The sequence below is a fragment of the Micromonospora lupini str. Lupac 08 genome (assembly GCF_000297395.2).
Lineage (GTDB): Bacteria > Actinomycetota > Actinomycetes > Mycobacteriales > Micromonosporaceae > Micromonospora > Micromonospora lupini.
Genome location: NZ_HF570108.1, coordinates 6,712,616 through 6,736,435 on the forward strand (window position 1 = coordinate 6,712,616; position 23,820 = coordinate 6,736,435).

General features: G+C 72.6%; 26 protein-coding genes and 1 pseudogene. 13 read left to right on the forward strand and 14 right to left on the reverse strand.

Annotated features, from left to right (window positions below; genetic code table 11):
• The first annotated feature begins 169 nt into the window (after positions 1 to 169).
• Complete coding sequence (locus tag MILUP08_RS31845) at positions 170 to 934, forward strand: SDR family oxidoreductase (protein WP_007465681.1); 765 nt, start codon at positions 170 to 172, stop codon at positions 932 to 934.
• Between the two features lie 16 nt (positions 935 to 950).
• Positions 951 to 1,739, forward strand: coding sequence for a hypothetical protein (locus tag MILUP08_RS31850; protein ID WP_007465682.1), 789 nt, complete (start codon positions 951 to 953; stop codon positions 1,737 to 1,739).
• Positions 1,740 to 1,751: 12 nt separating this feature from the next.
• Here MILUP08_RS31850 and MILUP08_RS31855 read toward each other — a convergent pair whose 3' ends face one another.
• Positions 1,752 to 2,834 carry a UDP-N-acetylmuramate dehydrogenase gene (locus MILUP08_RS31855; protein ID WP_007465684.1) on the reverse strand — a complete coding sequence of 361 codons (1,083 nt, stop codon included), beginning with the start codon at positions 2,832 to 2,834 and terminating at the stop codon, positions 1,752 to 1,754.
• 69 nt (positions 2,835 to 2,903) lie between these two features.
• Between MILUP08_RS31855 and MILUP08_RS31860 the strand changes: the two genes are divergently transcribed.
• The 8 genes from MILUP08_RS31860 (at position 2,904) to MILUP08_RS31895 (ending at position 10,854) form a co-directional block, all read left to right on the forward strand.
• The gene (locus tag MILUP08_RS31860) at positions 2,904 to 3,662 is read left to right on the forward strand and encodes a maleylpyruvate isomerase family mycothiol-dependent enzyme (RefSeq protein ID WP_007465685.1); all 759 of its coding nucleotides are present in this window, start codon (positions 2,904 to 2,906) and stop codon (positions 3,660 to 3,662) included.
• 181 nt (positions 3,663 to 3,843) lie between these two features.
• Complete coding sequence (locus MILUP08_RS31865; RefSeq protein WP_007465687.1) at positions 3,844 to 5,151, forward strand: ABC transporter substrate-binding protein; 1,308 nt, start codon at positions 3,844 to 3,846, stop codon at positions 5,149 to 5,151.
• Between the two features lie 70 nt (positions 5,152 to 5,221).
• On the forward strand, positions 5,222 to 6,214 hold the full coding sequence (locus MILUP08_RS31870) for a carbohydrate ABC transporter permease (protein ID WP_007465689.1): 993 nt from the start codon (positions 5,222 to 5,224) through the stop codon (positions 6,212 to 6,214).
• Entirely contained in the window at positions 6,211 to 7,044 is an 834-nt protein-coding gene (locus MILUP08_RS31875; RefSeq protein ID WP_007465691.1) for a carbohydrate ABC transporter permease, read from the forward strand. The genes MILUP08_RS31870 and MILUP08_RS31875 overlap by 4 nt, the downstream gene beginning before the upstream one ends.
• Positions 7,041 to 8,420, forward strand: a complete 1,380-nt coding sequence (locus tag MILUP08_RS31880) for a GH1 family beta-glucosidase (RefSeq protein WP_007465693.1) — start codon at positions 7,041 to 7,043, stop codon at positions 8,418 to 8,420. Before MILUP08_RS31875 ends, MILUP08_RS31880 begins: the two co-directional genes overlap by 4 nt.
• 19 nt (positions 8,421 to 8,439) lie before the next feature.
• Positions 8,440 to 9,447 (forward strand): LacI family DNA-binding transcriptional regulator, encoded by a 1,008-nt coding sequence (locus tag MILUP08_RS31885; protein WP_007465696.1) that lies wholly within the window; start codon positions 8,440 to 8,442, stop codon positions 9,445 to 9,447.
• Between the two features lie 95 nt (positions 9,448 to 9,542).
• The gene (locus MILUP08_RS31890) at positions 9,543 to 9,956 is read left to right on the forward strand and encodes a RidA family protein (RefSeq protein ID WP_007465698.1); all 414 of its coding nucleotides are present in this window, start codon (positions 9,543 to 9,545) and stop codon (positions 9,954 to 9,956) included.
• Position 9,957: 1 nt separating this feature from the next.
• Positions 9,958 to 10,854, forward strand: coding sequence for a GNAT family N-acetyltransferase (locus tag MILUP08_RS31895; RefSeq protein WP_007465700.1), 897 nt, complete (start codon positions 9,958 to 9,960; stop codon positions 10,852 to 10,854).
• A 30-nt stretch (positions 10,855 to 10,884) separates the two neighbouring features.
• On the opposite strand, the gene MILUP08_RS31900 is transcribed toward MILUP08_RS31895, so the two are convergent.
• Both MILUP08_RS31900 and MILUP08_RS31905 read right to left on the reverse strand, forming a co-directional pair.
• Positions 10,885 to 11,406 (reverse strand): O-acetyl-ADP-ribose deacetylase, encoded by a 522-nt coding sequence (locus MILUP08_RS31900; protein ID WP_007465701.1) that lies wholly within the window; start codon positions 11,404 to 11,406, stop codon positions 10,885 to 10,887.
• 1 nt (position 11,407) lies between these two features.
• Positions 11,408 to 12,199 (reverse strand): EI24 domain-containing protein, encoded by a 792-nt coding sequence (locus MILUP08_RS31905; RefSeq protein WP_007465703.1) that lies wholly within the window; start codon positions 12,197 to 12,199, stop codon positions 11,408 to 11,410.
• Between the two features lie 21 nt (positions 12,200 to 12,220).
• On the opposite strand from MILUP08_RS31905, the gene MILUP08_RS31910 reads away from it, so the two are divergent.
• Positions 12,221 to 13,282: a helix-turn-helix transcriptional regulator gene (locus tag MILUP08_RS31910; RefSeq protein WP_007465705.1), complete on the forward strand. Its 1,062-nt coding sequence runs from the start codon at positions 12,221 to 12,223 to the stop codon at positions 13,280 to 13,282.
• Here the strand turns inward: MILUP08_RS31910 and MILUP08_RS31915 are convergent.
• The 6 genes from MILUP08_RS31915 to MILUP08_RS31940 all read right to left on the reverse strand — a co-directional run bounded on the left by MILUP08_RS31915 (position 13,266) and on the right by MILUP08_RS31940 (position 17,654).
• Entirely contained in the window at positions 13,266 to 14,180 is a 915-nt protein-coding gene (locus MILUP08_RS31915; protein WP_007465707.1) for an SDR family oxidoreductase, read from the reverse strand. The two genes, MILUP08_RS31910 and MILUP08_RS31915, sit on opposite strands and share 17 nt — an antisense overlap.
• 46 nt (positions 14,181 to 14,226) lie before the next feature.
• Positions 14,227 to 14,964: an alanyl-tRNA editing protein gene (locus tag MILUP08_RS31920; RefSeq protein ID WP_007465709.1), complete on the reverse strand. Its 738-nt coding sequence runs from the start codon at positions 14,962 to 14,964 to the stop codon at positions 14,227 to 14,229.
• 11 nt (positions 14,965 to 14,975) lie between these two features.
• The gene (locus tag MILUP08_RS31925) at positions 14,976 to 15,863 is read right to left on the reverse strand and encodes an alpha/beta fold hydrolase (protein ID WP_007465711.1); all 888 of its coding nucleotides are present in this window, start codon (positions 15,861 to 15,863) and stop codon (positions 14,976 to 14,978) included.
• Positions 15,860 to 16,174: a DUF2516 family protein gene (locus tag MILUP08_RS31930; protein WP_007465713.1), complete on the reverse strand. Its 315-nt coding sequence runs from the start codon at positions 16,172 to 16,174 to the stop codon at positions 15,860 to 15,862. The genes MILUP08_RS31925 and MILUP08_RS31930 overlap by 4 nt, the downstream gene beginning before the upstream one ends.
• A gap of 71 nt (positions 16,175 to 16,245) precedes the next feature.
• The gene (locus tag MILUP08_RS31935; protein ID WP_007465714.1) at positions 16,246 to 16,965 is read right to left on the reverse strand and encodes a hypothetical protein; all 720 of its coding nucleotides are present in this window, start codon (positions 16,963 to 16,965) and stop codon (positions 16,246 to 16,248) included.
• On the reverse strand, positions 16,962 to 17,654 hold the full coding sequence (locus tag MILUP08_RS31940) for a helix-turn-helix domain-containing protein (RefSeq protein ID WP_007465716.1): 693 nt from the start codon (positions 17,652 to 17,654) through the stop codon (positions 16,962 to 16,964). The genes MILUP08_RS31935 and MILUP08_RS31940 overlap by 4 nt, the downstream gene beginning before the upstream one ends.
• A 112-nt stretch (positions 17,655 to 17,766) precedes the next feature.
• On the opposite strand from MILUP08_RS31940, the gene MILUP08_RS31945 reads away from it, so the two are divergent.
• Positions 17,767 to 18,564, forward strand: coding sequence for an alpha/beta fold hydrolase (locus tag MILUP08_RS31945; protein ID WP_007465718.1), 798 nt, complete (start codon positions 17,767 to 17,769; stop codon positions 18,562 to 18,564).
• 249 nt (positions 18,565 to 18,813) lie between these two features.
• On the opposite strand, the gene MILUP08_RS31950 is transcribed toward MILUP08_RS31945, so the two are convergent.
• From MILUP08_RS31950 to MILUP08_RS31965, 4 genes are all read right to left on the reverse strand, one after another.
• Positions 18,814 to 19,773, reverse strand: coding sequence for an asparaginase (locus tag MILUP08_RS31950; RefSeq protein ID WP_007465721.1), 960 nt, complete (start codon positions 19,771 to 19,773; stop codon positions 18,814 to 18,816).
• Between the two features lie 94 nt (positions 19,774 to 19,867).
• Positions 19,868 to 20,695: a beta-keto acid cleavage family enzyme gene (locus MILUP08_RS31955; protein ID WP_007465723.1), complete on the reverse strand. Its 828-nt coding sequence runs from the start codon at positions 20,693 to 20,695 to the stop codon at positions 19,868 to 19,870.
• A gap of 23 nt (positions 20,696 to 20,718) precedes the next feature.
• Positions 20,719 to 21,831 (reverse strand): CAF17-like 4Fe-4S cluster assembly/insertion protein YgfZ, encoded by a 1,113-nt coding sequence (ygfZ, locus tag MILUP08_RS31960; protein WP_007465725.1) that lies wholly within the window; start codon positions 21,829 to 21,831, stop codon positions 20,719 to 20,721.
• Positions 21,828 to 22,256 (reverse strand): Fur family transcriptional regulator, encoded by a 429-nt coding sequence (locus MILUP08_RS31965; RefSeq protein WP_039907001.1) that lies wholly within the window; start codon positions 22,254 to 22,256, stop codon positions 21,828 to 21,830. The genes ygfZ and MILUP08_RS31965 overlap by 4 nt, the downstream gene beginning before the upstream one ends.
• 68 nt (positions 22,257 to 22,324) lie before the next feature.
• On the opposite strand from MILUP08_RS31965, the pseudogene MILUP08_RS31970 reads away from it, so the two are divergent.
• Positions 22,325 to 23,204: pseudogene (locus tag MILUP08_RS31970) on the forward strand (aminotransferase class IV).
• A 3-nt stretch (positions 23,205 to 23,207) separates the two neighbouring features.
• Here the strand turns inward: MILUP08_RS31970 and MILUP08_RS31975 are convergent.
• Complete coding sequence (locus MILUP08_RS31975; RefSeq protein ID WP_007465734.1) at positions 23,208 to 23,798, reverse strand: heme-binding beta-barrel domain-containing protein; 591 nt, start codon at positions 23,796 to 23,798, stop codon at positions 23,208 to 23,210.
• Positions 23,799 to 23,820 lie beyond the last annotated feature (22 nt).

The following is a 23,820-nucleotide window of genomic DNA, read 5'->3' on the forward strand; positions in this document are numbered from 1 at the left end:
ACCGGCGCTTCTCGCTCAACCTGTACGCCGGGTGTCATCTTCCCCATCGGGCAACGGAAATGCCTCGGCGCGGCCGGCCGGGGTGACGGACCTCATCAACAGTCGGCCCTCGGCGGCGAAGCTTGCGCCCGATCGGAAGGCTCCGGACGGCCGGGGCGACAATGGCGCAATGACCTCTGTCGCCATCGTCACCGGAGCGTCCAGCGGGATCGGGGCGGCCACCGCCCGCCGGCTGGCCGCCGAGGGTTTCCACGTGCTCGCCGCCGCCCGCCGCGAAGACCGTCTCGCCGAACTGGTCGCCGAGATCACCGCCGCAGGTGGGCAGGCCACAGCGGTGACCTGCGACGTCACCTCGGACGAGTCGGTGGCGGGGCTCGCCGAGGCCGCCGCGCGGGCACCCGGGCCGGTCACCCTCCTGGTCAACAACGCCGGCGGGGCACGAGGGCTGGACCCGGTGGAGTCCGGCTCGGTCGCCGACTGGCAGTGGATGTACGACGTCAACGTGCTCGGCACGCTGCGGGTCACCCAGGCGCTGCTGCCGGCGCTGGAGGCCTCCGGTTCCGGCACCGTCGTGGTGGTCTCCTCCACCGCCGGCCTGACCGTGTACGAGGGCGGGGGCGGCTACACCGCCGCGAAGCACGCGCAGACGGCAATCGCCGGCACGCTCCGCCTGGAGCTGTGCGGCCGGCCGCTGCGGGTCATCGAGATCGACCCCGGGATGGTGAAGACCGACGAGTTCGGGCTGGTCCGCTTCGAGGGCGACGCCGAGCGCGCGGCCGCCGTCTACGCCGGGGTGCCGGGGCCGCTCGTCGCCGAGGACGTGGCCGACTGCATCGCCTGGTGCGCCACCCGTCCCGAGCACGTCAACATCGACCGGCTCGTCGTCCGCCCACGGGCGCAGGCGGCGCAGCACAAGGTGCACCGGGTCTCCTGAGTCGGGGACAGGACCCATGAGCGGGGCTCCACGACGCCGGCCGCTCGGCGTGGTCACTCGGGGCACGACCAACCCGAACCGGCTGCGCCGGGTGGACAACTGGATCGTCGCGACCTGCGCCGACCGGCTGCGGGCGGCGGCCGATCCGCTGGTGGTGGACCTCGGGTACGGCGCCACGCCGGTGACCGCCGTGGAGTTGCGGGCCCGGCTGGCCGCCGGGGTCCGTCGGGACGTACGCCTGGTCGGGCTGGAGATCGACCCGGCGCGGGTGGCCGCCGCGACGCCGGCCGCCGATCCGCCCGGCCTGACCTTCGCCCGGGGTGGCTTCGAGCTGGCCGGGCTCCGGCCGGTGCTGGTCCGCGCGTTCAACGTCCTGCGGCAGTACGACGAGAGCGAGGTGCCCGACGCCTGGCGCACCATGACCGCCGCGCTCGCCCCGGGTGGGGCCCTCGTCGAGGGCACCTGCGACGAGCTGGGCCGGCTGGCGAGCTGGCTGCTTGTCGACGCGGACGGCCCACGGACGCTGACCCTGGCCGCGAAGCTCACCACGCTGGGCAGCCCCGCCGAGTTGGCCGAGCGGCTGCCGAAGGCGCTGATCCACCGCAACGTCCCGGGCGAGGCGGTGCACGACCTGATCCGGGCCCTGGACGACGCCTGGCAGGCAGCGGCCCCCTACGCCACCTTCGGCCCTCGCCAGCGTTGGCTACGGGCCGTGGGCAGGCTCAGAGACGACGGCTGGCCCGTACGTGACGGCCCGCACCGCTGGCGGCACGGCGAGCTGACCCTCTCCTGGCCCCTGCCCTGACGTGCGGTGGGTTCAGAGGGCGCAGTTGATCAGGACGGGCTCGGGGTGCAGGGTCACGCCGAGGCGGGCGTGCACGGTGTCACGGATGGTGCCGGCGAGGGTGAGCAGGTCGCTGGTGCTCGCCGTGCCGCTGCGGTTGGTGAGGGCGAGGGTGTGCTTGCTGGAGATGGCCACACCGTCCGGGCCGGGGTGCCCCTTGGCGAAGCCGGCCCGGTCGATGAGCCAGGCCGCGCTCACCTTGACCAGGCCGTCCGCCCCGGGCCAGGAAGGGGGCTCGCCCAGGTCGGCGGCGCGCTCCCGGAGCAGCTCGTACGTCGCCCGGTCGAGCACCGGGTTGGTGAAGAAGGAGCCGACCGAGCGGGTGTCCGGGTCGGCGGCGTCGAGCACCATGCCCTTGCCGGCGCGCAGCCGCAGCACCGTCGCCCGCGCGTCGTCCAGCGGCACCCGCTCGCCCACCTCGACACCGAGCGCCCGGGCCAGCTCGGCGTAGCGCACCGGGCCGGACAGCGGCGAGCGGGTGAGCCGGAAGTCGACCGAGAGCACGACCCAGCGGTCCTGGTACTTGAAGATGCTGCCCCGGTAGGCGAAGCCACACTCTGCCGCGGGGATGGTCCGACGGGTGCCGTCGAGCCGGTCGTACACCTCGACGCCGGTGATCGTCTCGGCGACCTCCTGGCCGTACGCGCCGACGTTCTGGATCGGGGTGGCGCCCGTCGAGCCGGGGATGCCGGAGAGGCACTCCAGGCCGGCCCAGCCGTTGCCGATCGTCGTGGCGACCAGGTCGTCCCACGGCTCGCCTGCCTCGACGCGTACGGTGACCGACTCGGCGTCCTCGGAGAGGACCCGTAGGCCACGGGAGCGCACCAGCACGACCGTGCCGGGGAAGCCGGCGTCGCCGATCACCACGTTGCTGCCGCCGGCCAGGACCAGGATCGGCCCGTCGGTGGCCTGGACCGCCCGGATGATCTCGTCGGCGCTCGTCGCGGCCACGATCCGCCCGGCCGGCCCGCCCATCCGTAGCGTGGTGTAGCCGGCCAGTGGACCGGGGATGGCACGATCGGCTTCGGTTGTCGGCTGGGCGTAGGCGTCTGACACGTCTTTCACCTTAGGCTGATGGGCAGCCGTGGCACCTACTGGTGGCCCGGCACCCCCGGGAGGATGGCGATGAGCAGACTGCAGGGCAGCAAGGATTTCTGGATTGGGGCGCTCCGGGCCGAGGGTCCGGCGTTCGCCGCGGCGGTCGCCGAGGCGCCGCCGGAGACACCCGTGCTGTCCTGTCCGGGCTGGACAGTCAATGATCTCACCCTGCACCTCGCGGGCCTGTACCACTGGGTTAATTCGTTCGCCGGGTCGGGGCAGACGGAGGCGCCGGCCCGCCGGGACCCGTCCGTAGCGCCGCCGGGCCTGACCGCGCTCCAGCTCTGGCAGCAGGAGTACGACCAGCTGATGACCCTCTTCGAGGGTCTCGACCCGGAGGCGCCGGCCTGGAACTGGGCACCGCAGCCGAAGAAGGCCGCCTTCTGGCCGCGCCGGATGGCGCACGAGACGGCGGTGCACCGCTGGGACGCCCAGCTCGCCATCGCCGCAGGTGAGCCGGTCGAGGCCAAGCTCGCCGCCGACGGGGTGAGCGAGGTGCTGGACACCTGGTTGCCGGCCGGTCGACGGCAGCGCAAGGGCGACTGGCACGGCGTGGTGCAGCTCGCCGCGACGGACGCGGATCAGGAGTGGTATCTGCGGCTGCGCGGCGAGGGGGTGGCGCTGCTGGACACGGCGACCATCTTCGACCACGACGATCACCACGCCCGCGCGCAGGTCAGCGGCACCGCGAGCGATCTGCTGCTGGCGCTCTGGGGCCGGGTGAGCTTCGAGACTCTCGACGTCACGGGCGACCTCGCGCTGCTCGACGGCCTGCGTACCGGCTGACCGACTGATCGGCTCGACGAGGGCGTCATCCCGACACCGGGGTGACGCCCTCGTCGTGTGTCCGGTGACGGCCGGAGAGAGCGCTCTCTTGACAGCGCCGCATCGACGCACCACCCTGACGTGAGAGCGCTCTCTTGGCCTTCTGCCACCACCTGACCACCTTGAGAGAGGTCCATACCCGATGGCTGTCCTTCCGCGCCGCCGCCTCGCCGCGGTGGCCCTCGCCGCCACGACCGCCCTGCTCGTCACCGCCGGCTGCGGCGGCGGTGACGACGCCGAGGCCGACGGGCCGGTCACGCTCACCGTCGACGTCTTCGGCCAGTTCGGCTACGACCAGCTCTACCAGGAGTACATGGCCGCGCACCCCGACGTGAAGATCGTCGAGCGGGGCACCGGCAGCAACCTCGACGAGTACTCGCCGAAGCTGACCCAGTGGCTCGCCGCCGGCCGGGGCGCCGGTGACATCGTGGCCATCGAGGAGGGCCTGCTCGTCGAGTACAAGGCCAACCCCGGCAACTTCGTCAACCTGCTTGACCACGGCGCCGCCGACCTCAAGGGCAACTTCCTCGAATGGAAGTGGAACGCCGGCCTGACCGCCGACGGCAAGCAGCTCATCGGCCTCGGCACCGACGTCGGCGGCATCGCCATCTGCTACCGCAAGGACCTCTTCGAAAAGGCCGGTCTGCCCACCGAACGGGACGCGGTCTCGAAGCTCTGGCCGACCTGGCAGGACTACATCGCCACCGGCGAGAAGTTCGTCGCGGCCAGGACCGGGGCGTCCTTCCTCGACGCGGCCACCAACACGTTCAACACGATCCTGTTGCAGACCGCCGGCAACACCACCGGCTACAGCTACTACGACACCAACGGCAACGTCGTCGTCGACAGCAACCCGGCGGTACGGCAGGCCTGGGACACCACGATGGACATCATCGACTCGGGCCTCTCCGGCAAGTACGGCTCGTGGTCCGAGGAGTGGGTGTCCGCCTTCAAGCAGACGAAGTTCGCCACCATCGCCTGCCCGGCCTGGATGACCGGGGTCATCGAGGGCAACGCCGGCCCCGCCGCCAAGGGCAAGTGGGACATCGCCCGGGTGCCCGGCAGCGGCGGCAACTGGGGCGGGTCGCACCTCGCCGTGCCGAAGCAGAGCAAGCACCAGGCCCAGGCCATCGAACTCGCCAAGTTCCTGACCAGCGCGAAGGGCCAGATCGGCGCGTTCAAGGCCAAGGGGCCACTGCCCTCCTCGCCGCAGGCGCTCGACGACCCGGCCATCGCCGGCTCGACGAACGCGTACTTCTCCGGGGCGCCCGTCGGCGCGATCTTCGGCACCGGCGCGAAGAGCCTGAAGCCGGTCTACATGGGCCCCAAGAACCAGGCCGTCCGCACCGAGGTGGAGAACGCCGTGCGGACCGTGGAGCTGGGCCAGCGCAGCCCCGCACAGGGCTGGACGGACGCGGTGACCAACGCGAAGAAGGCCGCCGCCAAGTAGCCCGAGCCAGCGTGCGGGCGGGTTCCACGAACCGGAATCCCGCCCGCACGACGGAAAGGAGTCCCCGGGCATGACCGTCCAGCTCGACGCCCGTCCACCTGTCGCACCGGCACCCGGGCGCCAACGCCGATCGTCGGGTCGGCTCAGCCGGCTCGACACCCGCTACTCGCCGTACCTCTACATCGCCCCGTTCTTCCTGCTCTTCGCCGTGTTCGGGGTCTACCCGCTGGCGTACACCTTCTGGGTCTCGCTGCACGACTGGGACCTGCTCGGCACCGACCACCCGTTCGTCGGCGCGGAGAACTACACCCGGCTGCTCGCCGACGTCGACTTCTGGCACGCGCTTGTCAACACGCTGGGCATCTTCGTGATCTCCACAGTGCCGCAGCTGCTCGCCGCGCTGTGGTTGGCCAACCTGCTGAACCGGGGGCTGCGGGCGCGTACGGGCTGGCGGATGGCGGTGCTCGTCCCCAACGTCACCTCCACCGCCGCCGTGGCGATCGTCTTCGGGGTGCTCTTCGGCCGCGAGTTCGGCATGGTCAACTGGCTGCTCGACCTGGTCGGCATGGACGCGATCGAGTGGAAGTCCAACCGGTTCGCCTCCTGGGTGGCCATCTCCGCCATGGTCGACTGGCGGTGGACCGGCTACAACGCGCTGATCCTCCTGGCCGCGATGCAGGCCATCCCCCGCGACCTGTACGAGGCGGCGGCGATCGACGGCGCCAACCGGGCCCGGCAGTTCTGGTCGGTCACCGTGCCGCTGCTCAAACCGACGATCATCTTCTGCACCATCATCGCCACCATCGGCGGGCTGCAACTCTTCACCGAGCCCCGGATGTTCCACTCCGGCACCAACCCGATCCGGGGCGGACCGCTGCGCGAGTCGCAGACCCTGACCATGTACATGTTCGAGAACGCCTTCGCGCCGCACTACAACTTCGGTTACGGGTCGGCGGTGGCGTGGCTGCTCTTCGCGCTCATCGCCCTCGTCGCGGCGGTAAACGTGCTGGTCCTGCGCCGCCTCGGCGGCGGGGCCGGCCCACGGAAGGGAGCCACCCGATGAGCCGGCTCTGGCGGGCGAGCCCGCTCACCTACCTGGCCCTGGTGTTCGCCGCCGTCCTGTCGATCTTTCCGATCTGGTGGATGTTCGTCGTCGCCAGCCGCACCAGCGACGCGATGGGCCAACTGCCACCCCCGATCACACCGGGCAACAACCTGGGCGCCAACATCGCCCGGCTGTTCGACAACACCGACGCCTACTTCCTCACCGGCCTGATCAACTCGGTGATCGTGGCCACCACTGTCACCGTGTCGGTGGTGTTCTTCTCCAGCCTTGCCGGGTTCGCCTTCGCGAAGCTGCGCTTCCGGGGCCGCAACGCGCTGCTGCTGGTGATCATCGCGACCATGATGGTGCCGACGCAGCTCGGCGTGATCCCGCTCTATCTCCTCATGACGAAGTTGCAGTGGAACGACCGGCTGCCCGCGGTCATCGTCCCGGTGCTGGTCACCGGCTTCGGGGTGTTCATGATGCGGCAGTACGCCGGCCAGGCCATCAGCGACGAGCTCATCGAGGCCGCCCGGATGGACGGCTGCGGCACCGCGCGGATCTGGTGGCACGTGGTGCTGCCCGCGCTGCGCCCGGCCGCCGCGGTGCTCGGCCTGCTCACGTTCATGACCACCTGGAACGACTTCCTGTGGCCGTACGCTGTGCTGAACGACCCGGCGAACCCGACCGTTCAGCTCTCCCTGCGAGCGCTGTCCGACGGGTATTACCAGGACATGTCGCAGGTGTTCACCGGGACGGCCATCGCGACGCTGCCCCTGTTGCTGGTCTTCGTGCTGTTCGGCCGCCAGATCATCGGCGGGATCATGGAAGGTGCGGTCAAGGCGTGAATGAGATCCGGTTTCCTGAGCACTTCCTCTGGGGGGCGGCCACCGCCTCGTACCAGATCGAGGGCGCGGCCCGCGACGACGGTCGCGGTCCGTCCATCTGGGACACCTTCTGCCGTACGCCAGGCAAGGTGTACCAGGGCCACACCGGCGACGTCGCCTGCGACCACTACCACCGTTCGGCCGACGACGTGGCGTTGATGGCCGAGCTGGGGATGCGGGCGTACCGGTTCTCGGTCGCCTGGCCCCGGATCCAGCCCGACGGCAGCGGCCCGGTCAACCCGCGCGGGCTGGACTTCTACGACCGCCTCACCGACACGCTGCTCGCCCGGGGCATCGACCCGATCGTCACCCTCTACCACTGGGACCTGCCGCAGAGCCTGGGCGACCGGGGCGGCTGGACCAACCGGGAGACCGCCGAGCACTTCGCCACGTACGCCACCGCCGTGTACGCCCGCCTCGGCGACCGGATCGACGTCTGGACCACGCTCAACGAGCCGTGGTGCTCCGCCTACCTCGGCTACGCCAACGGGGTGCACGCGCCGGGTGAGCAGGATCCCGCGGCGGCCTTCACCGCCGTACACCATCTGCTGTTGGGGCACGGTCTGGCGGCGCGGGCGCTGCGCGCGGCCGGCGCGCGCAGCGTCGGCATCACCGTCAACCCCGCCGATGTACGACCGGCGGACCCGCAGAGCGCGGCCGACGCCGCCGCCGTCCGCCTGGTCGACGGCCTGCACAACCGGATCTTCCTCGACCCGCTGCTGGCCGGCGGCTATCCCGACGACGTACGCGAGCACGTGGCCCGCATCGTCGAGCCGACGTTCATCCGCGACGGCGACGAGAAGCTGATCGCCGCCCCGATCGACCTGCTCGGCATCAACTACTACGCGCCCACCTACGTGGCGGGCCGGCCCGACGGCGACGGCGACGGCGCCTACCCCGGCACCGAGGGCGCGGTGCACTTCCTGCCTCCGGCCGGGCCGCTCACCGACATGGGCTGGATGATCGAGCCCTCCGGGCTGACCCGGCTGTTGGAACGGATCGCCACCGACTACCCAGGCGTGCCGCTGCTGATCACCGAGAACGGCGCGGCGTTCCCCGACAAGGCGGGCGCCGACTCGCCCCACGGGCCGGCACAGGTTATCGACAACGACCGGATCGCCTACCTCGACGGACACCTGCGGGCGGCACACGAGGCGATCTCCCGGGGCGTGGATCTGCGCGGGTATCTCGTATGGTCATTCCTGGACAACTTCGAGTGGGCGGAGGGTTACCGCAAGCGGTTCGGGATCGTGCACGTCGACTACCTGACCCAGCGGCGCACACCGAAGGCCAGCGCCCGGTGGTACCAGGAGGTGATCTCCCGGAACGGGCTGTGACGAGCGGGGGAAAGTCGCGATGACGACGGCGCAGCGACCGACGCTCGAGGCGGTGGCGGCCCGGGCCGGGGTGTCCCGGGCCACCGTCTCCCGGGTCGTCAACGGCTCCACCACCGTCGCCGAGCCCATCCGGGAGGCAGTCAACCGGGCGGTCGCCGAGCTGGGGTACGTGCCCAACCTGGCCGCCCGCAGCCTGGTCACCCAGCGGACCGACTCGATCGCCCTGGTCATGCCGGAGGCGGCCACCCGGGTCTTCTCCGACGACCAGGTCTTCCCCGGCATCATCCGTGGCGTCAGCCAGGAGCTGGAGGCGGCCGACAAGCAACTGGTGCTGATGCTGGCCGGCTCACCCGCCGGGCACCAGCGGGTCGAGCGGTACACCACCGGTCGCCACGTCGACGGGGTGCTCTTCGCCTCGCTGCACGGCGCCGACCCGCTGCCCGGCACGCTGGCCCGGCTCGGCATCCCCGTGGTGGTCAGCGGCCGGCCGCTCGGCGACGCACCCGTGCCGTACGTCGACGTGGACCACGTCGGCGGGGTCACCGCCGCCGTCCGACACCTGATCGACGGCGGTCGCCGGCGGATCGCCACCATCGCCGGCCCGCAGGACATGGTCGCCGGGATCGAACGGCTCATCGGCTACCGGGAGACGGTGGCCGCCGCCGGGCTGCCCGAGCTGATCGCCGTCGGCGACTTCACCCGGGAGTCCGGTGCGGCGGCGATGGACCGCCTGCTCACCGACCATCCCGACCTGGACGGGGTGTTCGCCGCCTCCGACCTGATGGCACACGCCGCCCTGCGCACCCTGCGCGCGGCCGGCCGGCGGGTGCCGGAGGACGTCGCCGTGATCGGCTTCGACGACATCGAGACCGCCGCCTACACCGAACCGCCGCTGACCACCGTCCGACAACCGATCGTGGAACTCGGCCGCCGGATGACCCAGCAACTGCTCCGCCTCGCCGCCGGCGAGACGATCGAACCGGCGGTCATGCTCCCGACCGAGCTGATCTTCCGCGCTTCCGCCTGACGGGCTCACTCGGCCGCGAAGTCGTGGCCCGCTCACGGCCCGTCGGCCGCGTTAATGCGTCGCTCCGGCGGGCGATCGTCGTTACCGTCGCCGGCATGCCGGATCCTGTCGCGCTGCTGCACGTCCCTGCCCTCTCCGACACCGCCGAGTACGCGTACGCGGCCACCGTCGAGCCACCCGCCCGGCTGGTCTTCACCGCCGGCGCGTGTCCGCTGGACGCCGAGGGCCGTACCGTCGCGCCCGGTGACCATGCGGCGCAGGCCCGGCAGGTGCTGGCGAACCTGGAGACCGCTCTCGGCGCGGCCGGCGCGCGGCTGACCGACGTCGTCAAGACCACCGTGTACGTGGCGTCGTCCCGGCAGTCCGACCTGGTGACGGTCTGGGAGGTGGTACGGGACTTCTTCGGCGACCACGACCCGCCCAGCACACTGCTCGGGGTGGCCGTCCTCGGTTACACCGACCAGCTCGTCGAGGTCGAGGCCGTCGCCGCCGTACGGACGGGGGCCTGACATGCGGATCCGTGTGGCGCGGCCGGACGACGCCCCGGGCGTGGTGGCCCTGCGGGCCCTGGTCTTCCCGTACCTGGTCCGCGGTGTCGAGTCGACCCGGAAGATGATCGCGGAGCCGATCCCGGGGAGAGGGTGGGCCGCCTTCGTGGCCGAGGTCGACGCCCAGGTCGTCGGTTGGGTGACGGCCCAACGCAACGCCTCGACCTCGACGGCGAACTTCGGTGACATCACCCTCCTGCACGTCCACCCGGAGCACCGGCGGCGCGGAATCGGCACCGCGCTGTTGACGACCGCGACGGGTCACCTCGCCCCCATGGGGATCCACCGGCTACGGGGCTTCGCGCAGCCGGACGCGCTGCCCTTCGCTCGTCGGCACGGCTACGAGCCCAGCCGCGAGCTGCGCTTCTCGGCGCTCGACCTGGATCCGGCGCCCGCGTTACCCGCGCCACCCCCGGGCGTACGGCTGCTCCCGATCGCCGACCTGGACCCGCAGCTGCTGTACGCGGCCGACGTGGCCTCGGCCGCCGACGAGCCGGGTGACGTGCCTGTCGACTCGATCAGCTACGAGAGCTGGCAGTACGACGTCTGGGACAACCTGGGCCTCGACAAGTCGGCAAGCATCGCCGCCGAGGTCGATGGTGAGGTCGCCGCCTTCAGCCTCGTGAAGCGGGACGGGGACCGGATGTGGTCGGACTACACCGGGACCGTCCCGGAGTACCGGGGGCGGGGACTCGCCCGGCTCACCAAGACCGCCGCGCTGCACCAGGCTGCCGCCGACGGCGTCCGGGTCGCCTACACCTCCAACGACGAGGCCAATGCGCCGATGCTCGCGATCAACGCCCGACTCGGCTACCGGCCGGTGGCATCCCACTGGTCGTGCCTGGCCGAGCTGACGTGACGGGCCTCCAGCGGACGCCGCCAGCCGGTGTCAGGCGGCGGTGTCGTCGAACACTTGGCGCGCTGTGGCGTGGGTGTCGGCGCCGAAGAGGACCAGGCGGGCCTCGGTGACGGTGGCCGGCGCGGCCGACCGCAGCACCGACAGCGCCTGGCGTACCGCGTCGTCGACCGGCCACCCGTAGATGCCGGCGGAGATCAACGGGAACGCCACAGTCGTCGCGCCCAGCTCGTCGGCCACCCGGAGGCTGTTGGCGTAGCAGTCGCGCAGCAGAGCCGACCGGTCCTCGGTGGCCGACCAGACCGGGCCGACGGTGTGGATCACCCAGCGGGCCGGAAGCTCCCCGGCCGTGGTCGCCACCGCCTGGCCGGTGGGCAGGCCCCTGCCGTAGTGGGACGCCCGCAGCGCCCGACAGTCGGCGAGGATCGCCGGCCCGCCGCGCCGGTGGATGGCGCCGTCGACACCGCCGCCACCCAGCAGCGACGAGTTCGCGGCGTTCACGACGGCATCCACCCGCTGGGTGGTGATGTCTCCCTCGACCAGGGTGATCTCCACGTCAGCTCTCCTCGATCGGCTGGCCGAGCGACCGGCGGGCCAGCAGGGTGGCGCCGGCGACCGCGGCCGGCATGATCAGCACCGCACCGAGCGGAATGAGGAAGCACAGGAAGACCGCCACCCCGAAGCCGAGCGCCATGGGTCGGTCCGCCTTGAGGATCGTCCGGCGCTGCGGCAGCCGCATCCCACGCCGATAGAACGGCGCTCCGACCAACTCCACGGCCAGGAACCAGCCACCCACCGCCGCCCCGATCACCGGGACGACGGTCTGACCGACCACCGGGATGAAGCCGGCGACGAAGAGCGGGATTCCGACAAGCGCCGTGAGGGCCAGCAGACGTACCGAGTCGGCGAGGCTGCGGCGCAGCGACGACCAGAACGGCACCTCCACGGCGTCCGGGGTGCCGCCGAGCCGCTCCTCGACCCGCTCGGAGATCTTCTCGTAGAACGGATCGCCGATGACGAGGGTGACCGCGGTGAACCCGAGGACGCCGAGCAGGCCGCCGAGCCCCAGGAAGGCCAGGCCGGCGACGACGCGGACCAGGCTGCGGGCGCTGCTCGACCAGTCGTCGGCGAACGGGGTGACAAGCGCGGCGAGGTCGTCCACGAAGTACACAAGGGTGGCGAGCGCGGCCACGAAGAGAGCGCCGGAGATCAACGCCGGTATCAGGCCGAGCAACATCAGCTTGGGGCTGCGGACGTAGAGGCCCAGGCCGCGCAGGAGCAGCCTGACCCCGAGGAAGAAGCGTCCGACGGCCCCGGTCACCGGGCTGGCGATTCTGCTGGCGTCCACGATCGAGCAGCCTAACGACAGGTGATCGAAACCGCCGGGCAGCGCGCCCCGGAGGCGAGCGGGACCGGGCAGGATGGGCGGGTGCGCGCGTCCCGACTGATCTCCCTGCTGCTGCTGTTGCAGTCGCGCGGGTCGATGACGGCGGGTGAACTGGCACGCGAGCTGGAGGTTTCCGAGCGGACCGTCTACCGGGACGTGCTGGCGCTCTCCGCCGCCGGAGTGCCCGTGTACGCCGACCGGGGCCGCGCCGGCGGCTACCGGTTGCTCGGCGGCTACCGGACCCGGCTGACCGGGCTGACCCGCGACGAGGCGGAGGCCCTCTTCCTCGCCGGGCTGCCCGGCCCGGCCGGCGACATGGGCCTGGCCGACGCGGTGGCCGCCGCCGAGCTGAAGGTGCTCGCGGCGTTGCCACCGGCGCTGCGCGACGCGCCGGTCCGCGCGGGCCAACGGTTCCACCTGGACGTGCCCGGCTGGTTCCGGGAGACGCCGCCACCGCCGTGGCTAGCCGAGCTGGCGCGGGCGGTCTGGGGAGACCGGGTGGCGCAGCTGCGGTACCGGCGCGGCGCCGACGAGGTGACCCGCCGGGTGCAGCCGTACGGGCTGGTGCTCAAGAACGGGGTCTGGTATCTGGTCGGCCGGGTCGGCGACGACACGCGCACCTACCGGGTGGACCGGGTGACCGGGGTCGAGGTGGGCGAGGAACACTTCGAGCGGAACGAGGGCTTCGACCTGGCCGGGCACTGGCGGGAGCAGGCCGGCGCGTTCCTGCGCACCATGCTGCGGGCCGAGGTGGGCGTCCGGCTCAGCCCCGACGGCCTGCGCCGGCTCCGACATCTGGTCGACGCCCCGCACGTGTACGACGAGGTGGTCGCCGCCGCGGGTGAGCCCGACGAGCAGGGCTGGGTGGTGGCCCGGCTGCCCGTCGAGTCGGTCGACGTCGCGTACACCCAGTTGCTGGCGCTGGGCCCGGAGGTGGAGGCGCTCGACCCGCCGGAGCTGCGCGCACGGATGGCGGACGCGGCGCGCCGGGCCGCCGCGCGCTACGACGGCCCGGCAGGTCAGCAGGTCAGCGGTAGCCGGTGACGTCGGCGGGCTTGCCGGCGTCGACCACCTCGGTGATGTAGCGGAAGCCCTCGGGTTGGCTGCCGTCCAGGTCGGTGAAGCCGTACACCTTTGACAGCGTGCCGGCGTCGACGGATTTGCCGTTCCAGCGGGCCCTGTCCTCGTCGGCGGCGAGCGCGGCCACCGCGCGGCCGACGAAGGCCGGGGTCTCGGAGATGAGGAAGTTCGGGTCGGTGGCGGCGCCGTCCCGCCAGGTCTCCTCGGTCACGCCGAAGTGCTCCAGCATCGCCTCGGAGCGGATCCAGCCGGGCGTGAGTGCCACGGCCGTGCCGCCGTGCGGCTTCAGCTCGTGCGCCTGGGTGAAGGCGAGTCGGTTGACCGAGACCTTGGCCAGGTCGTAGAAGACCGAGAGGCGGTAGTTCTCGTCGTTGTACGCCTTGGTGCCGTCGCCGATCTCCACCACCAGGCCACCGGGCCGACGGATCAGCAGCGGCAGGGCGAAGTGGCTGGTGATGATGTGCGTGTCGACGGCCAGCCGCAGGGTGCGGAAACCCGCCTCCAGCGGCTGCTCCCAGACCGGCTTGTCCCAGGTCACCAGGGGGTCGCCGCCCCAGATGTCGTTGACCAGCACGTCGAGTCGGCCCTGCTCGGCGTCGATCCGGGCGGCCAGGTCGCGGACCTGTTCGGGCACCAGGTGGTCGACCCGCACGGCGATGCCCGTGCCGCCGGCCGCGGTGACCAGCTCGGCGGTCTCCTCGATGGTCTCCGGCCGGTCCATCTCCGAACGGCCGGCGCGGCTGCTGCGACCGGTGGCGTACACGGTGGCGCCTGCGGCACCCAACTGGACCGCGATCTGTCGACCGGCGCCCCGCGTGGCACCGGCGACGAGCGCGATCTTTCCTGCGAGCGGTTGTGTCATGCCTGCGAGGCTGTCAGCGATACCTGACAGCCGGCGTCCGAATTTGTCAGTCGACCAGTCTGACGCGCACCCGGCGGTTGGCCCGGCCCTTGCTCTCCACCTTCACCACCTGCACCTTGCCGATCTGGGCGGTGGACGCGACGTGGGTGCCGCCGTCGGCCTGGACGTCCAGGCCGACGATGTCGACGATCCGGACCTCCTGCTCGTCCGGCGGAATGAGGTTGGACTGGGTGCGGATGATGTCCGGAAGGGCCAGCGCCTCGGTGCGCGGCAGTACCCGGGTGGCGACCGAACGGTCCGCGGCCACCTCGGCGTTGACCAGCTCCTCGATGCGACTCTTGAAGTCCGGGGGCACCTCGGGGAGGTTGAAGTCCATCCGGGCCTCGCCGGGTTCCATGTTGCCGCCGGTCACCAGCGCGCCGAAGTCGCGGAACACCACGCCGCAGAGCACGTGCAGCCCGGAGTGCGTACGCATCAGACGGGTGCGGCGCTCGTCCTCCACCGCGCCGACGACCTCGGTGCCGACCGGCGGCAGCGGGTCACCCTCGGCGGGGATCAGGTACGGGTCGTCGCCCTTGCGGGTGCCGACGATCCGGGTCTGCACGCCCTGCCAGAGCAGTACGCCGTGGTCCGGCGGTTGGCCGCCGCCACCCGGGTAGAACGCCGAGCGGTCCAGCACGATGCCCTGCTCCGGGTCGGCGTGCAGGACCGTGCAGGTCCATTCGCGCAGGGTCGGGTCGGCGAGGTCCAGCCGGTGCGTCCGGCCATGCTGTGTGACGCCCATGACAGGGCAGATTACTCGTTCAGGAAGCCGGAGATGCGCTCCCGCAGGTCGGCGCGTTCCGACCAGAGCACCCCCGGCCGGTCGTACACGTGCAGGGTGGCCTGGGGCAGCGCGGCGGCGAGCTGCTCGGCGACCTCGACCGGGTGCAGGTCGTCGCCCGCGCAGCCGATCACCAGGGCCGGAGCGGTGACCGCCGCGAGGACCGTCGCGTCCTGCAGCGGCGCCTGCTCCGGAAGCGTGGCCAGGCCGTCGGCCAGACCGTCGCGGAGCAGCTGGTCGAGCCGCTGCCGCAGGTACGCCCAGCCGGCCGGCGTGTTGCGGACCGCCGCCGGCAGCTCCAGCGAGACGACGTCGGCGACCGCCGAGGCCTCTCCGCTCTCGACGGCCTCCAGCAGGGCGGTGATGCGGTCGTGGGCGACCGGGCCGCGGGGCTGGTCCAGGACCGCCGGCAGGAAGAACACCAGCTTCTCGAAGCGTTCCGGGCTCTCGGCCAGCAGGCTGCACAGTGCGCCCGCGCCGAGGCTCGCCCCGAACGCCCGGCTGGCGCCGCCGAGGTCCGCGATGGCCCGCAGGTCCCGCGCGAGGTCGAGGTAGGTCCACGGGCCGGCCGGGGCCTCCGAGCGGCCGTGACCCCGGAACTGGAAGAACACCCGGCGACCGGTCACCCCACTGCCGAACGGGCGTGTGGTGGCGATGCCGTTGCCCAGTCCGTGCGCGAACACGGTGACCGGGTCACCGATGCCGGTGACCAGGCGCTCCAACTGCACCCCGTGCGGGGTGGCGACCAGTTCGGTCTCCGGCTCCGGCAGAGCGGGCCGGCCAGTACGCGGCCCGCCCGGGCCCGGCCCCCAGGTGCGGGGACCACTGTCGGGCGGAGGCGGCCAGCGAAAACCTCTCACCAGAACCCTTTGCCGTCACTGAGGTCGCGGAGACCGACCCGGACGTCGAGCAGATAGATGAGCGCGGCGGCGATGCCGATCAGTCCGAAGAGGCTGATCGGACCGCGGCTGAGCAGGATCAGCACGAGGCAGACCGCCAGGATGGCGATCCAGCCGCCCTTGGGCAGCGTGCCGATGGCGGAGAATGCGTCGGAGCGCTGCGTGATGGCGTGCACCAGCGCGACACCCTGGATGATCAGCGCGAAGACGAGCAGGATCAGCTCGATCACGTAACGGACTTCGAACGCGAAGATCGGCGCGGCGTTGGCCATGCCGGCAAGTTTATGTCGACGACCCCGACTACGTCCGACAAGGACGCCGTCGGGATCGTCGACACGCCGAACTACTCGGCCGCCGGGCGGGTCCGCTTGGTGGCCCGGGGCAGCTTCGCCGACGGGGTCTCGACCGGCTTGGCGGCCTTCGCCCGGGCGGCCTTCTTGACGGCGGCCGGCTTGGCCTCGGCGATCTCGGCCACCTCGGCCGGGCTGGGCACCTCCGCCGGGGCCGTCGTCGCGGCCGGGGCCGTCGTCGCCGTCGTCGCGGCGGGGGCGGCCTGGGTGGCCTCGATGTCGGCGTTGACCGTCTCCGCGGCCTCCAGCACGCCGGCGCCGACGACCCGCTCACCACGGGCCACCAGCGCGCCGTACGCGGCGAACGCCCGCTCCTGCGCGGCCTGGGCGCCGGCGACCACCACTGCGGCGTTGCGGGTCGCGGCGGCCCGCAGCTTGTCGATGTCGGCGACCTCACGGAGCTTGGCCAGGTCGGCGACCTCGCGGAGCTTGGCCAGGTCGGCCGACTCGCGCAGCTTGGCCAGGTCCAGCTCGGCCTGCGCGCGACCGCGCAGGCTGCCGGCGGTCTCGTTGGCGGTACGCAGCGTCTCGGTGGCCTTCTGGCGCAGCTCGAAGCCGGTCAGCACGGCCCGACCGCCCAGGTCGGCGACGACCCGGGTGCCGTGCACACCGACGACCGCAGGCAGCTTGCGCAGCTGTTCGAGGGCCAGCTCGGCGGCGCCGGCGGCGGCGTAGATCGGGGCGGGGATGCGGTTGGTCTTCGGCTCCGTCATGACGTCTCCTCCTCGGCCGACTGGGCGGCCTTCTTCTCGGGGGTGCTGGTGCTGCTCTTCGCGGGGTTGCTGGTGCTGCTCGGGGCGGGGGCGGCGCCCGCCTCGGTGACGGCGACCGACTCGAGCACGGCCTCGGTCGGAGTGCCGCTCGCGGTGGTGGGGCCGGTCGCGGCCAGGTTGGCCACGTCGGCCGGCTCGTCGGCGACGTCGGTCGGGGTGGTCGCCCCGGTCACTCCGGCGCTGCCGGCGACGTCCGGGCTTCCGGCGGCCGGACTTCCGGTGGCTGGGCTCTCGGCGGCCGGGTTCCCGGCGGCCGCGCCCTCGGCGGCGGCCTGGGCCTCGGAGAGCCGGGCGTTCTCCCGGCGGAACGTCTCGTAGATCTGGCTTAGCGACTGCTTCTGGGCCATCGTGAGGTCGGGGTCCACCGCGATGGCGGCGAGCACGCCGTGGCCCTCCTTGTCGTCGAGCAGCCCGGCCCGCAGGTACATCGCCGGGGTCGAGACCCGCAGCGCGCTGGCCAGTTGCTGGAGCACCTCGGCGCTGGGCTTGCGCAGCCCGCGCTCGATCTGGCTGAGGTACGGATTGCTGACCCCCGCCTGCTCGGCGAGCTGCCGCAGCGAGATCTTGGCGTTGCGCCGTAGATCGCGGATGAACCCGCCGACGTCGGGAAGGTCCTTGGGTGTGGCCATGGACCCGACGCTAGTGCGGCCTGCTAGCTCCTGCAAGCAAAATGCTTGCCAGAGTTAGCAAGGTCTCAGCATCCCGTTTGCGCGTCGCTCGGCGGATCCGTACGGTCCGTTGGTGCACAAGATCACAGTCAACGGAGCACTTCTCGCGTACGACGAGGCCGGCAGCGGTTCACCCGTCGTGCTGCTGCACGCCGGCATCGCGGACCGGCGGATGTGGCGGGGTGTCGTGCCCGCGCTCGCCGCCCGGCACCGGGTGATCGTTCCGGACCTGCGCGGGTACGGAGACTCCGAGCTGCCCCCGACGCCGTTCGCGCACCACGACGACGTGGCCGGCCTGCTGGACGCCCTCGACCTGCCCCGGGCCGCGCTCGTCGGCTGCTCCTTCGGCGGGTCGGTCGCCGTCGACACCGCGCTCGCGCATCCGGACCGGGTGAGCGCGCTCGCCCTCTTCGACACGGCGATCTCCGGCAACGAGTGGTCCGACGAGGCCAACGACCTCTGGGACGACCTGGTCGGCGAGGTCGACCCGGACGACTTCGTCGCCGGCGCTGCCGGCGAGGTGCGGTTCTGGGTGGTCGGGCCGGGCCGCGAGCCCGCCGACGTCGACCCCGGGCTGCTGGCGTTCGCGCAGGAGATGGACCAGCGCGCCCTGGCCGCAGAACTGGCGCTGGGCGCGGTGGAGGTGGGCGAGCTGACTCCTCCGGCGATCGGCCGCCTCGGCGAGCTGCGGGTGCCGGTCCTGGTCACCGCCGGCGCCGCCGACGTACCGGACATCAGCCGGCTCGCCGACCGGATCGCCGCCGAGGCTCCCCACGCGACACGGCTGCCCGACGTGCCGGACGCCGCGCACCTGCTGCCGCTGGAACGCCCCGAAGCGGTCGCCGCCGCCCTGCTCGACTTCCTGCGCTGACCCGAGGACGCTCCGCACGCTGTTCGCCGAGGCGATCGAGCCGGCGGCGGCGTATTGGCACCGCGCCCTTCGCACCTGCCCGCCGGCTAGCTGCCGCCCCTGAGAGCGCTATACCTCACAGTCATGAATATGCCTGTGAGGTATAGCGCTTGATAAGTCATCGGCCGCCGGCTCGACCTGGCAGCCCGAGCGCCTCACCGGCCGAACGGCTCGCAGGCCAAGCGGGCAGCGGACCCGCTGGCCGACGGGTCACCAGAGCGGGCGGACCGCCCCGACCGGAAGGCCACCGCCGAACAGCGGCACCTCGGCGTACTCGGTCAGCACCGGCGCGTCCACGCCGAGCCGGCGCAGCGCGGAGACCAGCACCGGCATCCGCGCCCGGTCGGCCCCATCGTCGATCTTCAGGGCCACCGCGCCGACGCCCGGCAGTCCCACCGCGAACACGCCCTCGGCGCCGACCTTGGCCAGCAGGCCCGGAACACCGCGCATCAGCCGGGTGTCGTCGGCCTGGGTGCCACCGACGATCTCCGGGTGGGCGCGCATCGCGTCGGCCACCGCGCGCGGCGCCGAGCCGGGCTCGGCGTCGACCAGGCGGAGGTACGCCCCGGCCAGGCCGGTAAGCGACACCGCGAGCACCGGAGCGCCGCAGCCGTCCACACCCACCGCCGCGGCCCGCTCGCCGGTGAACTCCTCGATGGCGGCCCGCAATCCCTGCTGCAACGGATGCTCCGGCCGCCAGTAGCCGTCCCGCGGCCACCCGGCGGCCTCGCAGGTCAGCAGCATTCCGCTGTGCTTGCCGGAGCAGTTCATCTGCACCCGACTCGGCCCGCCCCCGGCCCGCAGCACCGCCTCCCGGGCCGCCGCGCCCGCCGGCAGGTCGGGCGGGCAGTGCAGCGCCGAGGCGTCCAGCCCGGCCCGCTCGAGGAGCGCGCCGACCCGGACCAGGTGGAAGTCCTCCCCCGCGTGGCTCGCCGAGACCAACGCCAGGTCGGCCGGGTCGGTGAGGGTCAGGCCGGCGCGGAGCATCCCGATCGCCTGCATCGGCTTGCTGGCCGAGCGCGGAAAGATCGGCGCGGTCACGTCCCCGGCGGTCGCCAGCGGCTCCCCGGTGGCGCCCAGCACCACCACCGAGCCGCGGTGGCCGCCCTCCACGAACCCGGACCGGACCACCTCGGCGAGCGGCACGCCACCCTCGTACGTCTTCGTCACGCGCTGGACGGTACCGACGGCCCGGGGGTGCCCGGCGGCGGGGTGACCAGGGGGTCCACCGCACGGGTGACAGGAGCGCGGAACCGACCCGGCCTTACAGCCCGAGCAGCTCGCGGGCCTCGGTGGTGGTCAGCGGCGGTCGCTGGGCGAGTTGGGCGAAACCGACCGCGCGGGCGACCAACTGCATGTTGGACTCGACCGGACGACCCTTGGCGTACGTCACCGTGTCCTCCATGCCGACCCGCAGGTGCCCGCCTGTCGACAGGGAGGCCAGCAGCACCGGGATCGTGCTGCGGCCGATGCCGGTGGCCGAGAAGGTGGTGCCCGCGGGCAGGTCCGCAAGCATCCGGTGGGCGGCGACGAGCGTCTCGGTGGTGCCCGGCATGCCGCCCGGCACCCCCATCACGAAGTCGACGTGCACGTGACCGCCGGCCGGCAGGCCGTATTTGCCCAGCAGCCGCTGCAACGCGGACAGGTGGCCGAGGTCGAAGATCTCGTACTCCGGCACGATGCCGCGTTCCTGCATCCGGGTGTGCAGGTCGACGATGAACTCCCAGCGGTTGAGGAAGACGTCGTCGCCGAAGTTGACAGTGCCCATCGTGCAGGAGGCCATGTCCGGACCCGCGTCGAGCACGGCGAGCCGGGACGCCTCCGGGTCGGTCACCGCGCCGCCGGAGGAGAGCTGCACGATCAGGTCGGTGCTCTCCCGCAGTGCCGCCACCGTCTCGGCCAGCCGGGCCGGGTCGAGGGTCGGCCGCGCCGCGTCGTCGCGGATGTGGACGTGGATCACGGCGGCGCCGAGCGCCTCGCACTCCTTGGCGGTGAGCAGCAGCTCGTCCAGGGTCACCGGCAGCGCCGGCACCTCCGCCTTGGCCGACTCCGCGCCGGTCGGGGCCACCGTGATCAACGTCCCTGTCGTCATGCCGGCGATCCTAGACGCCACGCTCAGGACGGGTCGATCGCCGCCGCGGTCTCGCCGATCAGCAGCGCGGCGTCGTCCGGGACGTTCCGCTTCAGGACCGCGAGGGCGACCTGACCCAGTTCGTGGTGCAGCACGGCGGTGCCCACGAAGCCCACCGCCCGGCCGTCGAGGGTCACCGGCGTACCGGCGGCCGGCGGCTGGTCGGTGGTCACCCCGTCCAGGTGCAGCAGTACGAGGCGACGCGGCGGACGGCCCATGTTGTGCACGCGGGCCACCGTCTCCTGACCCCGGTAACAGCCCTTGTCCAGGTGCACCGCCGGGCCGATGAGGTCCACCTCGGCCGGGATGGTGCGGTGGTCGGTGTCCACCCCGACCCGGGGCTGTCGGGCGGCGACCCGGATCGCCTCGTACGCCCAGAGGCCGGCGACCGGAACGCCCGCGCCGCGCAGCTCCGCCACCACCTGCTCCATCGCCGAGCGGGGCACCAGCAGGTCTACCCCGAGGACGCCGCGTCGCGCCCAGCCGCCCATCGGCAGCGGCCGGACGTCGTACCGGATGCCCGCTCGGGGCGGCACGGCCCCGGCGGCGAACTTCGGACCTGGCACCGGGACCAGGTCCGGTGCGGCCAGCCCGGTCACGCCGAGCGTGCCCAGCGCTTCCGTCGCCGCCGGCCCGACCAGCGACAACAGCGCCCGCTCGGCGGTCGCGTCGCGCGGCTCGACCTTGCTGAAGAACCGCATCTTCTCCAGGTACGACAGCAGACCCTCGGTCGCCCCCGGCTCGGTGTCCAGCCAGGTGGTCTCGCCGTCCTCGGCGACCAGGGCGTGCTGCTCGACGTGCCCGTGCGGGGACAGCACGAGCAGCTCGGTGCCCTCGCCGGCGGCAAGCGTCGACAGGTGCTGCGAGGTGATCGTGTGCAGCCAGCCGGCGCGTTCCTCGCCGGGCACCGCGATGATCCCCCGGTGCGACCGGTCGACCAGACCGACCTCGGTGTCCAGGGTGCGCTGCTCCCGCAGCGGGTCGCCGTAGTGCGCGGCCACCCCCCGCACCCCGGCCGCGACGTGCGCCGGGTCCGGCTGGTCGCGGCTGGCCTCGTCGATGCTCTCGACGGCCACCGCGCCCGCGATGTCGATCATTTGTGATCCCCGTTCTCGCAGCGGTCGCAGACGCCGAAGAGTGACACGTGCCCGATGTCCACCCGGAAACCCCGCTGCGCGGCCAACTGGTCGGCGAGCGGGCGCAGCAGCTCCGGATCGATCTCGTCGATCGCGCCGCACTCCCGGCAGACCAGGTGGACGTGTTGGTGCTCACCCGCCGCGTGGTAGGTCGGCGAACCGTGCGAGAGGTGGGTGTGGGTCACCAGGCCGAGCCGTTCCAGCAGCTCCAGCGTGCGGTAGATGGTGGTGATGTTGACGCCGGCGGCGACCTCCCGGACAGCGGTGTGCACCTGCTCCGGGGTGGCGTGGCCCAGATCGAGCACAGCCTGGAGGACGAGCTGTCGCTGGGCCGTCAGCCGCAGCCCACGGGCCCGGAGCATTTCCGCGAGGGAGGATTCGGACACCGTCCGATCATAGTTCGGCGGCCGGGGTCGCCTCCGCCACGCGACGGCCGTCGCTACCCTCGACCCTCATGGCGACGTCCTTCAGCGGGCCGGACCCGGCCGGCCCGACCGCGCGGATCGCCGTGCTCGGGCACGGTCCGGTCCCGGCGGCCGAGCCGGTGGTACGCGGCGACGACCGTGGCGTCCTGCACGGCGACGGGCTCTTCGAGAGCATGCACCTGCGCCAGGGCCGGCCGTGGCTGCGCGACGAGCACCTGGCCCGGCTGGCCGCGTCGGCCGCAGCCATCGAGTTGCCACTGCCCGACGCCGCCGCGCTCACCGACCTGCTCGACGCGGTCCGCACCGACTGGCCGGAGCGGGTCGAGGGGGCGCTGCGCCTGGTCTGCACCCGCGGCCCGGAGGGCGGCGCACCGACGGTCTACGCCACGCTTAGCGAGGTGCCGGCGGCGGCGCGAAGGGCGCGACGGGACGGGATCAGCGTGGCGACCCTGCCGCTGGGGGTGCCCGCCACCGCCCGCGCCGAGTTGACCTGGCTGCCCACCGGGATCAAGTCCACCTCGTACGCCGTCAACAGCGCCGCCCGCCGCTGGGCGCGTGGCAACGGGGTGGACGACGTGCTCTGGGTCTCCTCGGACGGGTACGCCCTGGAGGGGCCCACGGCCAACGTGGTGTGGCTCACCCGGGACACGCTCCGTACGGTGCCGGCCGTCAGCACCGGCATCCTGCCCGGCACGACCGTCGCCTGGCTGCTCGCCCACGCCGACGAGCTGGGCCTGGGCGCCGCCGAGCGGATGGTCACCCCGGCCGAGCTGCACGACGCCGGACGGGGTGTGGTTCGCGTCGTCGGTGCGCGGGCTCACCGAGGTGCACACGCTTGACGGGGTGCGCCGGGACCGCTGCCCGCGCACCCCGGCCCTCCAGGCGCTGCTGGGTTTCCCCGCCGGCTGAGTGTCAGCCGCCGACCCGGATGAGCCGGGCCGAGAGGTGCGGGCTGAGTGGTTGACCCACCGCGGCCATCTCCTGGGCGTAGAGCAGCGCGCCCTCGACGATGCCGAAGAGGCGGTGCCCGCCGGTGACCTCCTTGGCGGTCGCCGTCCGGATCACCGCGTCGGTGGCGAACTCGACCTGGGTGCCGGTGCGCTTGCCGAGGTGCAGCTCCATCACGCCGGTGGGCGTCGTGAGCAGGGCCTCCAGCTCGTCGGTCGCCCGACCGTCCACCAGCACCGGTCGCCACCAGCCGACCTCACGCCCGGCCGGGCGGACCGGCCTGCTCTGCTCGTCGAGGATCCAGGCGCGCGACTCGTAGTGCAGGAACGGCCGGCCGTCGTGGCTGATCCGGATCTCCTGCGCGTAGTCGAAGTCCTCGATGGTGGGGAAGCCACCCTTGCCCCGCCCGCGCCACAGACCGACGTACGGCAGCAGGCCGTCCAGCGCCGGGTGCAGCTTGGGACCGACCCGCAGGTCGTGACTCTCCTCGAACGGGTACTCCTCGACCGGCGGCGCGTTCAGCCACGGTGGTTGCAGCGGGTTCTCGTCGCTCACCAGACCACCTTCGTTCGCGACT